This is a genomic window from Paraglaciecola sp. MB-3u-78 (assembly GCF_002835935.1).
Taxonomy (GTDB): Bacteria; Pseudomonadota; Gammaproteobacteria; order Enterobacterales; family Alteromonadaceae; genus Paraglaciecola.
Genome location: NZ_PJCF01000015.1, coordinates 1 through 14187 on the forward strand (window position 1 = coordinate 1; position 14187 = coordinate 14187).

Below are 14187 nucleotides of genomic sequence, written 5' to 3' on the forward strand. Positions count from 1 at the left end.
AAACCGGTCATTCAGCTTTTCGAAAAACAACCAAAGCTTGCTCCCTTAGCAGCCATTCAGATATGCTTAAGCCATGCTAGATGTGATTGTATTAGCCAAAACCCGCTGGCACTTACGCAAGGCCATAAGGACAGTCAATCAACACTTTCATCAATTAAAAGTGGAGCAAGCGCCGGATAAAACCCTTATAGGTAAAATCAGCCGGGGCTGGGATTTTCTCGGTTATCATTTTGATGGCAAACAATTAACCGTCGCAGCAAAGACGGTAGAAAAACACGTTTTACACTACAGGCAGCTTTATGAGCAACTAAGAATAAAAAAAGCCACCTCGATCGAGATGGCTTCTGTCTTAGGTCAGTATGTGAAACGTTGACAGCGGTGGGTCAAGGCTGGCATTGCAGCATGGGTTACCCCACAAAAACATAGAGCGTACCATCCTACATGATCAAATGTCCGAGATAAAGATATGTGTCTAACGTGACCGGTTAACTATTTCATCGGTTAACGTGCTACGGCACATATTATATATGCCGGAAAACCAATCACTGTATTCCATCCTTTCCATTTCGGTCCACTGCCCATCGAAAGCGCCGCCAGTCCACGGTCTCCATACACTTGCAACTTCTACTCCGTCCACAAAACCAACCCTATAGCTAATTTCAGATGTGCTGAGAGACAGCAAACCCGGTTCACCTGCTACCGGTAAAGTAGATACTTCGCCCTGGACATTCTGTAACTCCTCTGCTGTCCACATTGGGCATATGGCCGGTTCCGGTAAGGCACATCGATTACCGATTGTATTTATACTTACCGCACCAGTTGCGTATAAATTCCCACATTTGACATCGCTCGTGGCGCCATTTACCGAGCCATTCACATACGTCTCACCACTAAACGATGACCCTGCTCCAAGATTGAGCGAACCGCCCAATATCCATGTGACAGTCGCATCGCCCTCCAGCTCAATATTTGCCCCAGCCCCGATGGTCATTGCCTCGCTGGTGATGACCGTGGCGTTGCCAAGTATGGTCAGCGTGGTATTCGCCTTCAAGTTTATCGCACTGAAGCGCCACGTCGACCCACCGACCCCAGTTCCAAGAGTGGTATCCCATGTGTTCGTCAATGAGATGGCCTCGTTGACGTCAACTGGATTAGCGTCGAATTTCGCGTTAATGGTATCTATAGCGACGTTCATATCTGCGGCAATCACTATAACTCCGTCGTCGGTGTATCCACCATTCTCAGGGGATACGACCATCGAACCCGCCCCTTCGGTAACAACCGCATCTATGGGTGTGGAGTAATAAGTTGCACCGGCGCCCAACGTGATGGCTGCGCCAGCGATGATATCGCCGACGGCACCTCCGGCACCGACGACCACTGCGGCGCCCGCGTCAACGTCTTGAGCGTAGGCGTTAGCCCCAACACCTGCGGCAGCACCAGCATAGATTTGCTTAACTCTTGACGAGGCACCTGTAGTAACAGCAGCGCCAGCATAAATGTCATTGACGGTTGTAAAGGCACCGATAACAACGGCCGCCTGTCCAGCGATATGTCCGCCAACATTGGGGGCTGTCACATAATCGGGTTGCGCTGCTATATTCACCGCACCTCCTGAAATCACAGAATACGTGAGCATTTGGTCAGGGGTCATGACTGCAGTTTGTGCATTGGCTAAACCAGCGACAGACAAAGCCAAAGCGGTTAAGCATGTTTTTAACACTCTATTTTTCATTATCTACTTCCATTTAATGTTATGTGATAACCCCATTGAGGGCTGACCAAGGTGTGAGGTAATAACTACCTATTAATGAACGCCTCATGATATGAAGTGAATGAGCGTTGTTTTTCTGAATAAGCAACAGCCTATACCTTCATATTAGGTACGATATATTGATACTGAGCCTCTTGAGGCAATACGCAATAATAATACCAACAATAATTACTCATTATAATACAACGTGTTAGCTGAATGCCAACATTGCCAATATATGAAAATGTAAAAAAACCAGACTCATCCATTTGGATTAAATTGTCATGTCGATTGCGCGTGCCATCCAAGGGCACTGCCATCACTTGATTTGCCGTGGTTTGCTAATAAGGCGGTGAAAGGGTGGCGTTTGATGGGATGTCAGCAATGATGTTGACTGCCCGGTATTTGCTCGGTTGAGTCAGATATCATTTTACTGTTAGCGGCTGCAATGAGCGATCACTTGCCAGTCGCGTTTCATTCAGTCATATGGCTGCAATTCGCTCTAACAAGACATTAATTTTTTCAATTCGTTATGTCAATTAAGCGCACCAATAAGACCTAAATGACAAAAGAAAGGAACCACAACATGTAGTGGTTGGTCGGGCTAAGTCAGGGCAATCGCATTAAAATATTTGTAGCAGTTTCAGCAAGTAATCATTATCCCAACCTGCCATTTGCCGCTTAATCTTAATACCTACCTTATTATCATTATCTGACGTTAATAAATTCAAAGATATGTGGCGTAATATTGCCATGTTTTGATCTGCATATCCTTGACGAATTCGACAATGATCTTCGTCAAATGCCATATCTAATCTCCAGTGAAGATTATTCTCTACACCCCAATGAGCACGTACATAGTGAGCAAATTTCTCTGCATCGTTATGCTTAACGCTACTAATAAAGTATCGCGTTTCTTCTGACCATTCGTTCGCAAGAAATCTTCTTGATTTGACGCTAACAATACTGGCAAGGTGTGGGTGAGTATGATGCTCAGTAAGCCAGTCAATTCGGTTGCAGGAAGTCACTGTTCTTTCTTCAATACGGCCATGCCCTGAATCAATACTCTTATAAGTATTTAACGTGCCCTCATAACTTTTAGGGGTATTTTCAAAGAATAAAATCACATCATCATGTAGGGTGCTTTGATTTCCTTTCAGTGCGGTTAAATAATCAGCGCCTTTACTCACGATCAGTTCAGCCGATTTCTTTTGTGTGTTTAATGCATCGGTTGTGATGATACTGCCTGTGATGTCTAAGTTTTTGAGTAGGGAAGGTAAGGCGGTTATTTCATTCGATTTTTCATCAACTTTCACTTGTCCAAGTGCCAGCTGATTATCATGTGACCATGCGCTAACCATATAAATAGCTGATTTATTAGATGACTTATCATGAGTGCGTCGAAGGCATTTACCGTCAATAGCGATCACATCGCCCGTGACATTTTTTACTATCTCTTTGATCCAGCTAGAAAAACAGGTTTGAAATTGCTCAGGATCAATTAAGGAAAAAATACGTCCCAAAGTATCATGAGACGGAATACCATTTTCTAGGGATAAATATTGTTCAAACCAAGTGCGTTTAATGTTGGCAAATTTTTCAATGGCAACCCAGCCATCACAGCCACAGATAACGGCACATAGGGTAATAAAAAAGATGTCATCTAATTTATGTAATTGTTTTCTTAGAAGACGAGGATCTTCAATGTCTTTGAAATGTTCGATAAGTGTGGGCTTGTATTTGGTCATATTACGTCGCGTAAAGCGAAGTAATAGATCAAATTAGGGGATCTGTGTCAAGCCATTTTTAATGCGATTGCCCTGGGTGATAACCCAGGGCAATCGCATTAAAATATTTGTAGCAGTTTCAGCAAGTAATCATTATCCCAACCTGCCATTTGCCGCTTAATCTTAATACCTACCTTATTATCATTATCTGACGTTAATAAATTCAAAGATATGTGGCGTAATATTGCCATGTTTTGATCTGCATATCCTTGACGAATTCGACAATGATCTTCGTCAAATGCCATATCTAATCTCCAGTGAAGATTATTCTCTACACCCCAATGAGCACGTACATAGTGAGCAAATTTCTCTGCATCGTTATGCTTAACGCTACTAATAAAGTATCGCGTTTCTTCTGACCATTCGTTCGCAAGAAATCTTCTTGATTTGACGCTAACAATACTGGCAAGGTGTGGGTGAGTATGATGCTCAGTAAGCCAGTCAATTCGGTTGCAGGAAGTCACTGTTCTTTCTTCAATACGGCCATGCCCTGAATCAATACTCTTATAAGTATTTAACGTGCCCTCATAACTTTTAGGGGTATTTTCAAAGAATAAAATCACATCATCATGTAGGGTGCTTTGATTTCCTTTCAGTGCGGTTAAATAATCAGCGCCTTTACTCACGATCAGTTCAGCCGATTTCTTTTGTGTGTTTAATGCATCGGTTGTGATGATACTGCCTGTGATGTCTAAGTTTTTGAGTAGGGAAGGTAAGGCGGTTATTTCATTCGATTTTTCATCAACTTTCACTTGTCCAAGTGCCAGCTGATTATCATGTGACCATGCGCTAACCATATAAATAGCTGATTTATTAGATGACTTATCATGAGTGCGTCGAAGGCATTTACCGTCAATAGCGATCACATCGCCCGTGACATTTTTTACTATCTCTTTGATCCAGCTAGAAAAACAGGTTTGAAATTGCTCAGGATCAATTAAGGAAAAAATACGTCCCAAAGTATCATGAGACGGAATACCATTTTCTAGGGATAAATATTGTTCAAACCAAGTGCGTTTAATGTTGGCAAATTTTTCAATGGCAACCCAGCCATCACAGCCACAGATAACGGCACATAGGGTAATAAAAAAGATGTCATCTAATTTATGTAATTGTTTTCTTAGAAGACGAGGATCTTCAATGTCTTTGAAATGTTCGATAAGTGTGGGCTTGTATTTGGTCATATTACGTCGCGTAAAGCGAAGTAATAGATCAAATTAGGGGATCTGTGTCAAGCCATTTTTAATGCGATTGCCCTGCGGGCTAAGTGGATAGCCCTTGTATTTATATAGTTATTTAGTTATATTTCACAAGGAAGTGAGTGATGAACTCTGCTTTTCTAACATACATTTCAGAATTAATGACTGAATTAACAAGGCAGACATTGTAAGAGGACAAAAGAATCGGCATCGCCGATAACTGCTTTGGTGGCTCCGCCACTGCTTTACCCGCCTTTAAAGTTTCAGCAAAAAATGGCTTATTCTTGGGTAAAATGACATGGGTGAAACTGGTTTTTTTAGAAGCACGGCTTCGCCCAGTTGAACAGCTCGACAAGGAAGTCGAGATTGGGTGCCTATTATCATGGACGTATGATTGACTAATTTAAAGCGTTTGCATCGGGTAGAAAAAGAGCATTCGAAACAACCCTAAGAATAAGCCATTTTTTGCGGTTAAAAACTTTAGAAGCGAGCGGCGTTTTACAAAGTACATCCTTATACTTTGCCCTTCGGGCCATCTTGCAGATGTTCAAAATGGTTCCCTACCATTTTGTCTGGATACTCTTTTTTGCTGTTGACCATATTTACGGGATAAATATGGAACAGCCTTAGCTGGCCTGAAAGGTAAAGTGCATGGATTCACTTTATAAAAAGAGTATCTGGCTCGAAGGGATTCGAGACAAAACCATCAAGCGGACGCCGCGCGGGACGATGGCGCGAAGCGTGCTTTTGTTTTTTATTAGCCAGTGTGCGAAGCACATGCTCTAAAAGGCAAAAAACTATGCTATATAGACAAAAAACTTCGTAACTCATCCTGCCTAGCCAACCCATCCTGCATCCCTAAATCAATTAACTCTCGGCAAAACTCTTTTTCAAACAATAAATAACTCAACAAACTAGAGTCAGCCTTATCGTGTAGCCCCATCAAACGTAACAAAATCTTAATCCCCGACGGCATGCGGTGAAAATGTTTGGCAGCCATGTCGTTAAAATTACGAGTGGGGCTGATCACCAAGGTATCGATGGTTTTTAGCTTGGTTTGTTGCTGTTGTTTGTGGGTCATATGGGCGATGGTTTCGTTTATTCGCGTAAGACGCTCAAGATCGGATTTTAAGGTGTCAGAAAAAATAGTGTCAAGTAAATGACCCGCTATAGCGATGCTACTGGGGTATCGATTCATGTCGGCAAATCGAGATTTTTTCTCTGGTTGCTCCACACCAATGATCAGTATTTTTTCTGCCCCTAAATGAATGGCCGGACTCAGTGGCGATAATTGGTGAATAGAGCCATCACCAAGAAACTCCCCCATCATTTTTACTGGGGGAAAGAGCATTGGGATCGCTGATGATGCAATCAAATGTTCTGAATTTAAAGTACAAGGTATACCTCGCCTTTGTTCACGTTGCCAAGGCTTTATATCGCTTTGCCCTTGGTAGAAACTGATGGAGTCATGGCTTGTATAGCTAGAGGCATTAATGGTGATAGCGCGTAAATGGCCGCTGGAAATATTTCTATCAATACGATGAAAGTCCAAGTGACTTCTGATCAAACGCCTCAAAGGCTGGTTGTTTAATAAACTAGAGGGGTGTCTTTGATTTTGCTCGGATTGGAAGCTACTCAGATAATTACCGACTAAATGTTTAAAGACGTCTCGAATTCCACTGTCGTAGACTTGGCGGGTATGAAAATTTTTCCATACCCATTCTAATTTCCTTAGACCAAGGTGGTAACAAGATGCATAGCAGGCTAATCCTGTTGCATTAATTGCACCGGCTGAATTGCCGCAGACTATGGGGAAAGGTAAACCTTGGTTGCGGGGTAAGAAGGTGGCAATCGCTTTAAGTACGCCTAATTGATAAGCCGCTCTTGCGCCACCCCCTGATAACAACAACGCATATTGATTACGTTCTGACAAAAAGATGTTTCCCTATAATGTAAAGGTCAAACCTTCGGCGGCGGCAAAAAGTTCTAGGTCTGCGCCGCCAATTTCGATTATCTCTTTGCAATGACTCTCAATTTTGGCGATTTCAATATCTGTGCGAATGTGGTCGTGGCTATATAATGCCATACGTTTTGCTCGACTGCCCATGGCCAGTTTTACAGCTTCTTCTGCTACTGAGTGTCCCCAGCCTAACTTGGCGGGCATATCTGCAATCATGTATTGTGCATCATGAATAATCAAATCTGCATCACGGCTAAACTCTACCCAGTCTAAATAGTCGGTATTTTTTTTGTACGGAGGATAGAGTTCGTTGTCGGTGATGTAGGCAACTTTTTTGCCATCGGCTTCTATGCAAAACGAGCTACCGCTGCCAGGGTGGTTCATCGCTAATCGACTGATTTTAGCTTCTCCAATTTTCCAATGGGAGACATCTTTTGGCTGAGGCATAATTTGAATGTTCGATGGTAATGTTTTGTAATCTACCGGGAAGTAGCTGCCACTCATTTGTTCTAGAATGGCATGGTCTGCGTCGAAAGTTATCTGACCTGGTGTAATAAAGATATTACGTTGGGGTTGATAAATGGGGGCAAAAAAAGGAAAACCTTGGATATGATCCCAGTGATTGTGGGTGAGTAACAAATGAATATCGTTAGTTTGTTTAATCAGCTTTTGACCAAGATTTTTTATGCCTGTGCCTGCATCTAAAATAATATCAGTGCCGTCTTCTAAACAAACGTGCACACAAGCGGTATTGCCACCATATTTGATAAACTCAGGGCCAGGAGCAGGGCAGGAGCCTCGTACACCAAAAAAGGTCACTTGCATTTATGATCTCATTAATAAGCTGTTTGCGTCCATGGGCTGCAACATTACCACTAAAGCTAAACTGAATTAAGTATAAACTTATTAATAAAGGTATGTATGTAAGTTTATAAGGATTTGTTTTATATAATAAAAAAGCGCCTTTAGGCGCTTTTTTGAAGGTGTTAGTCACTTATAAGTTAGCAACAAACTGTGCCAATTGATCGATCTCAATTAATTGCTTTTCACCACTGCGACGATTTTTATACTCTACTTTATTTTCATCAAGGTTACGCTCACCTATGACAATAGTGTGTGGTATACCGATAAGCTCCATATCGTTGAACATCACGCCAGGGCGTTCTTTTCTGTCATCAAATAACACTTCAACGTCGGCATCTTTTAATTGTGTATACAAAGACTCGGCAATGTCCTTAATGCGTTGTGATTTGTGCATATTCATCGGGATAAGGGCGATTTTAAATGGTGCGATGGCTTCTGGCCAGATGATCCCATATTTATCATGGTTTTGTTCAATTGCCGCAGCGACTATGCGTGATACACCTATGCCGTAACAACCCATGCTAAGTATTTTGTGTTTGCCGTTTTCGTCGAGCACACCGCAGTTCATCGCTTGTGAGTATTTATCGCCGAGTTGGAAAATGTGGCCTACTTCGATACCACGCTTTATCTCTAGAGTGCCTTTGCCGTCGGGCGAAACATCACCTGCTATCACATTGCGAATATCCGCGACTTCAAACTCGCCTGCGTCTGTTGACCAGTTTACGCCTGTATAATGGAAGTCAGTCTCGTTAGCACCACAAACAAAGTCTGCTAAATGGGCAGCACTCTCATCCACTATCACTGGAATGGTTAGGCCTACTGGCCCAAGTGAACCTATGGTGCAGTTCAGTGTGTCTTCTATTTGTTGTTCACTGGCCATGGTAAGGGGAGCAAATACGCCCGCTAGTTTTTCTGCTTTGACTTTGTTAAATTGGTGATCACCCCTTAACACCAAGGCAACTAATCCATGTTTGCTTTTTTTGTCTGGCTCAGCCAATACAATTAATGTTTTAACTGATTGCTCAGCAGGCACTTTTAAAAATGCTGAAACAGCCTCGATGGTCTTTTTCCCTGGCGTAGCCACTTTTTCTAAGTTTTGTGTACCTTGAGGGCAGTTGCCTGTGGGCGCTAAAGCACTGGCCATTTCAATGTTCGCCGCATAATCGGAGCCATTACTAAAGGCGATATCATCTTCGCCTGATTCTGCTAACACATGAAATTCATGTGACGCACTGCCCCCAATGGAGCCATTGTCGGCTATTACCGGACGGTAATCTAAACCAATACGTTCAAAAATGTTGCAGTAGGCTTGGTACATATTTTGGTAGGTTGTTTCTAAGCAGCTTTGATCAAGGTGAAATGAATAGGCGTCTTTCATGGTGAATTCTCGGCTACGCATAATGCCAAATCTAGGGCGAATTTCGTCTCTGAATTTGGTTTGTACCTGATATAAGTTAATGGGTAGTTGTTTGTAGCTGTTGACTTCGTTTTTGACCAATGAGGTGATCACTTCTTCATGAGTGGGGCCCAGTACAAAGTCACGAGACTGTCGGTCTTTTATGCGCAGTAATTCAGGTCCGTACTCTTCCCATCGGCCTGATTCTTGCCATAAATCAGCAGGTTGAACCACAGGCATTAATATTTCTATGGAGCCCGCTTTGTTCATTTCGTCACGCACTATCGCGGCTACTTTATTTAATACACGTAAACCTGTGGGTAGCCAAGTATATAAACCTGCAGCTAACTTTCTGACCATGCCTGCACGTAACATTAACTGGTGACTAATGACTTCTGCGTCGGCTGGGGTTTCTTTTTGCGTGGATAATAAATATTGGCTAGTGCGCATGAAGGATAAAATCTCTGGTTTTGAAGGAAAAAACGGCGCTTATTCTAACAGTAATCTTGGTTAAAGCCATTATTGTGTATGGGTATAAAATTAAATTATTTGGATTGCCAAGACTACATTTTGCTGATTAATCACTTGCCATTGAATGTTGAAGTCATACAAGGTCATGGCATAGGTTTTATCTGGATGAGTCACTTTGTGGTAGGCGGGACGAGGATCTTGGCTGAGCACTTCTCGAATAAGTGAACCTAGTGCAGGATAACGGGGTTCAAGTTGCTTCAATTGCGAATTGGCTTGTTCGGTAAAAGTGACGGTCATCAATTCAGGACTATGTTGCGCTATGCCTCCTGATGCTTGGGGAATACTATCTGCGTAAGGTACATAAGGTTTTATATCTACAATAGGCGTGCCGTCTAATAAATCCATACCCTTAACGGTAAGGATAAGCTGGTTGTTTTGATAACTCACTGCCCCAAACTCAACCACAGACATGCCTATACCGTTGGGTCTAAAAGTACTGCGTGTGGCAAATACGCCTAGCTTCTGGTTACCGCCTAGGCGGGGAGGGCGTACTAAGGGAGAATGGCCTTTATCCGCAGTTTGGTGAAAATGAAACAGAAGCCATAGATGACTAAATTGCTCAATGCCTCGAAGATAGTTGGGATCGTTAAACCCCTCAAAAAAAGTAATGTTCCCTTCGGCACTTTTAGCTAAGCCAGGTTGACGAGGTATGGCAAATTTTTCTTTGTAAGGTGTACTAATTTTACCAATAGGCTGGGTATCAATGGTCATAAACGAATAGTGCGTTGCTGCGAAAGAAGATTGAGTGATTGCATGGTTGCTGAAAATTACGGGTTATTCAACCGATAATTTATAACCAAACTAAAACAAGCATAAGGGCCTAATAGCATTCTGTTATGTCATTGGATACCATGCCTTTATATTGATTGATACGGTTACCCAATAGTGTTTGAAATAAAAATTACTGATAAAAATTTGATGTCCCATTTGTTTTTAAGTGACTTGGTTTGCCAACAGGGATTAAGAGACTTTACTTTGACTGATGGTACATTGTGCAGTGTGACTGCTTTGGCGGGTGCTCAAACACCAGCCTCTGTCTCCACTTCATTTACGGATCAAACAAACCTCAGTAAATTAGTGGTATTTACAGAAGGCCTTGAGTTGCAACAATTAACGCAAGTGACTCAAGCGTTAGCCGATTACCTAGACATAGTCTTTTATCGAGTGATTAAAGTTGAAGGTGTCAGTGGGTTTGCTATTTGTGGGTACGTTGCCCTGAAGACCCAATGTCTTTTAAATAAACAATTAGAAAATGTAGCTACCCGTTTTAGTGTGGAGTTATGTTTGGTGGATAAAACCCCCTCATTGTCCGAACCGGGTTTGTTATTGATGGATATGGACAGCACTGTTATCGCCGTTGAATGTATTGATGAACTGGCTGAACTGGCGGGTGTTGGTGAACAAGTATCGGCAGTTACTGTACTTGCCATGCAAGGTAAATTGGACTTTGCACAGAGCTTACGTACCCGAGTTGCTTGTTTAGCGGACGCTAATGAATCCATTTTACAACAAGTGCGAGACGCTTTACCTCTTATGCCCGGTGTGGCGAATTTGGTTAAGATATTAAAATCCTATGATTGGAAAGTTGCAATTGCCTCAGGTGGATTTAGTTACTTTGCTGATTATCTGCAAGTCAGGCTCAACCTTGATGCTGCCGTGGCCAATGATTTGACGATACAGGACAAAAAACTGACGGGCACAGTGCAAGGGGATATTGTGGATGCCAATGTCAAAGCGCAAACCCTTAAAAGCCTAGCCGAACAATGGTCTATTTCACCTAGTCAAACTATTGCTATGGGCGATGGGGCGAATGACTTGGTCATGATGAACGCCGCAGCTTTGGGCGTAGCATTACATGCAAAACCTATAGTGCGTCAACAAGCGGATATTGCTATTCGCCGAGGTGATTTAGACACTTTGTTATGGGTGTTGGAAGCGGGCAGACCTAACTAAAGATATTATTAGTGATTATCCGCTGTGTTTAAAGCCTAGCCTCTGGCTATATTTACATTAGGCTTTAAGCAGTTGCTCAATCCCTACTTGTTTTATTTTATGGGTCGGGGGAGATTTGTGGTTCAGCTGTATTGCACTTTCAGCAAACTCAAAACGTCTTAATACTTCGTCAGTCACATCAATAATATCGCCCATTGCCGATACATTCCAAAGTTGTTCTTCCAATACTTTGGCTTTGTGCACAGCGTACACACTCACGTAGTTGAGCTCTGATTGCATGGTCTCAAAGTCGGGTCTGCCGGTGCGTGCTAGAAACACTTTTACAGCAATAAATTGTCCATTTTGTAAAGCCTGAGTAATAAACTGCCTGCGTTGTTCTGGTTGCGTGAACTGTTCGGTAAAGTAGCTGTAGATCGCGTCGCCGATCACTTCTTTGCTGGGATCAAAGGCAATCAACAATTCGCGCATTTCGGGGCGATCATTCGGTTTTATTTTTGCTAAAGTGTGGCTAATAAAATCGTGATGTATCTTGGCATTTCGATAAAGGGGGTATAAGTTGAATTGGCCAGGCTTAGCTTGGAAATGTAATAGCTGAGATAACCTGTTGTTGTCTGAAGAGGTTGCCACCGCATCGGGTACATAATCAACACCGTCTTTGCGTAAGAAGTATGCCACGTTAACCACGTTCTGAGCATATATGTTGCGTAGAGCTTCACCTATGCCTGCGACTTCTTCTTCGTCACGGTAGGCTCTGAGTTTTGAACGGTTTGATTTGATCAATGCTTCAAAAAAACGTCTGGCGGTATTGCTTTGTTCGGTGACAAAGTTTTGTAAATGCACCACATGACCGACTTTAGATACATTTCTAACCACATAAGGTAAGTCTGACAACTCGAACTTTGAAGTGACCGATTGCAGTTGTGGAAAACTCAGAGTGATTTTGGCTGTATCGTTTTGATGAAAAAATTTATCTAATTCTATTCTCAATCCTTGAGTTGAAATATCTTCAGTGTGCCCTTCAAGTACTACATCATCAATGCTGACTTGCACTGCAGTGCGCAGTAAAAAACGCGTCTCTCTGCGCTGATTAAAATACTTGAAACGATAAACAGTCACTAAAGCGGGTGGCTTATTTCGTGGATGACCAAATACTTTGAGTTCTGACAACTGCTCACGCTTTATTTTTAATGATTGATAATGCTCAGTACTGACATCGTCAGTTACATTGGTGAGTAAGGCGATATGGTTAATATTTTTCAATCGCGACATCAAACGTGGAGAGGGCTTTTGGTTTTGTCTTTTGACTTTGTCGTTAATCGAGTTGCCAATAGACAATGGGCGATAACTTTGTTCAGGGTCTACAGGGGTAAGCTGTAACTTGTAAATTCGCCAACTGGCTTTTCGCGACCCATAACCTAAAAATAAATGTTTCAAGTCAGGTTTGGCATCTAATTCAGCATGAGTGGCCGAGTAAAAATAGACCTTTTCATTCTTAATATGATTAAACACAAAAATGAACATTTCTTGCTGGCCTTTCGCAAGTGCAAGCCCCTTTTTTATACGTTCCTCAGTTAACAAATAACCAATTTTCAAGTCTTGAAATTCATTAGCCCAATACTGAATTTCTTCCCTGTTACAGTCGTTGGCTAAGGCATACTTGGGAATATATTGATTTTCTACTTGTTCAATAAATACCGGGATTGAAGCAAAATTAGGAATGTAATACTGCTCGTAAGTTTTGTTTTGAATAGCGGTGATTGTATTGTCTAAATTGACTTTGTAGCGACGTTTATTACCATGAATAAAACGTTCAAAAAATTTATCAAAAGAAGGGAAAGGAATATCAAACTGACGTTTAAGATTTAGCCTTTGGTCGTCTTTTGTGCGTTCAATGCTGCTAATAATATAGGCTACGCCTTGACGCTTATCGAGCAGATATTCTTTCTCTAAACCACGAAATTGCACAGTAAGACGTTCTTCAGGTTTGAACAAGTGTTCTTTGCTGGCTTTCACTTTTAGCCCCTTTACGGAGACATCGATAGTGGTGGCTTGAATACTTTTATTCATTTCGGAAAACATTTCTATGTTTACCGAAAAATTCATTCTTTCTTCATCTCTCTGGGCAAAGGTTCCAAATTTAATCAGTGGAGCTTGGAAACTTTCAGCTTTAGGTTTGACTTCTACTGTTTTGTTTTGTTTGGTTTTCGACTCTTTTTGTTCTTTTTTATACCTAACCCGAAAGTTATTTTCAGTATTCGTAACCGCTTCATAAACACCAATGGTGTATTCGCCAAAAATACGGACTTGGCGTTCAAAGGTTTCGATGGCAAGTTCATCTAAATAATGCTGTTTGCCTTGATGCTCATACAGCCTGCATTTACCATCCACTAAACCCCGTAAGTCAATCAAACGGATACATGGGCGAGCTAGGCGCATCAATTCCATTTTTAACAAAAAACGTTTTTGCTTTGAAATTGCTGAAGCAACCTGATTCAATATCTGATTAAACTCAGGCTCGTTGATCATAGGCTTAAGTTCTTCAATGATGTCGTGGTATTCTTCTAAATCTTGGCTCATGAATTCAGGGTAAACTCATTATTAATGTTATGGGGCTTAGCAATTGATGTAATACTTATCGGCAATATCGCTAAAACTATGATTTTAAGGACATATTGCCCTGACATAACATACGACAATCACCTAGTGAATATCAATTCAAAATTCAAAACAATAAAAGATAATTA

The 14187-nt window shown here is 41.8% G+C and carries 10 protein-coding genes; 2 read left to right on the forward strand and 8 right to left on the reverse strand.

Annotated elements, in window-relative coordinates; genetic code table 11:
• The first annotated feature begins 73 nt into the window (after positions 1 to 73).
• On the forward strand, positions 74 to 373 hold the full coding sequence (locus CXF95_RS25425; protein ID WP_101201286.1) for a hypothetical protein: 300 nt from the start codon (positions 74 to 76) through the stop codon (positions 371 to 373).
• A gap of 99 nt (positions 374 to 472) precedes the next feature.
• Here CXF95_RS25425 and CXF95_RS25430 read toward each other — a convergent pair whose 3' ends face one another.
• From CXF95_RS25430 to tsaA, 7 genes are all read right to left on the reverse strand, one after another.
• Entirely contained in the window at positions 473 to 1735 is a 1263-nt protein-coding gene (locus CXF95_RS25430; RefSeq protein WP_101201287.1) for a hypothetical protein, read from the reverse strand.
• A gap of 641 nt (positions 1736 to 2376) precedes the next feature.
• Positions 2377 to 3501, reverse strand: a complete 1125-nt coding sequence (locus CXF95_RS25440) for an ISAs1 family transposase (RefSeq protein ID WP_101197148.1) — start codon at positions 3499 to 3501, stop codon at positions 2377 to 2379.
• 98 nt (positions 3502 to 3599) lie between these two features.
• A complete protein-coding gene (locus CXF95_RS25445; RefSeq protein ID WP_101197148.1) occupies positions 3600 to 4724 on the reverse strand; it encodes an ISAs1 family transposase in 1125 nt (374 codons plus the stop codon).
• 817 nt (positions 4725 to 5541) lie between these two features.
• Positions 5542 to 6672, reverse strand: coding sequence for a patatin-like phospholipase family protein (locus tag CXF95_RS25450; protein WP_101201289.1), 1131 nt, complete (start codon positions 6670 to 6672; stop codon positions 5542 to 5544).
• A gap of 12 nt (positions 6673 to 6684) precedes the next feature.
• Positions 6685 to 7524 carry an MBL fold metallo-hydrolase gene (locus CXF95_RS25455; protein ID WP_101201290.1) on the reverse strand — a complete coding sequence of 280 codons (840 nt, stop codon included), beginning with the start codon at positions 7522 to 7524 and terminating at the stop codon, positions 6685 to 6687.
• A 169-nt stretch (positions 7525 to 7693) separates the two neighbouring features.
• Entirely contained in the window at positions 7694 to 9409 is a 1716-nt protein-coding gene (locus tag CXF95_RS25460) for a proline--tRNA ligase (protein WP_101201291.1), read from the reverse strand.
• A 90-nt stretch (positions 9410 to 9499) separates the two neighbouring features.
• Positions 9500 to 10201, reverse strand: coding sequence for a tRNA (N6-threonylcarbamoyladenosine(37)-N6)-methyltransferase TrmO (tsaA, locus tag CXF95_RS25465; protein ID WP_101201292.1), 702 nt, complete (start codon positions 10199 to 10201; stop codon positions 9500 to 9502).
• Between the two features lie 174 nt (positions 10202 to 10375).
• On the opposite strand from tsaA, the gene serB reads away from it, so the two are divergent.
• Complete coding sequence (serB, locus tag CXF95_RS25470) at positions 10376 to 11443, forward strand: phosphoserine phosphatase SerB (RefSeq protein WP_101201293.1); 1068 nt, start codon at positions 10376 to 10378, stop codon at positions 11441 to 11443.
• 57 nt (positions 11444 to 11500) lie between these two features.
• Here the strand turns inward: serB and CXF95_RS25475 are convergent, their stop codons facing one another.
• Positions 11501 to 14020: a PilZ domain-containing protein gene (locus tag CXF95_RS25475; protein WP_101201294.1), complete on the reverse strand. Its 2520-nt coding sequence runs from the start codon at positions 14018 to 14020 to the stop codon at positions 11501 to 11503.
• Positions 14021 to 14187: the final 167 nt, after the last annotated feature.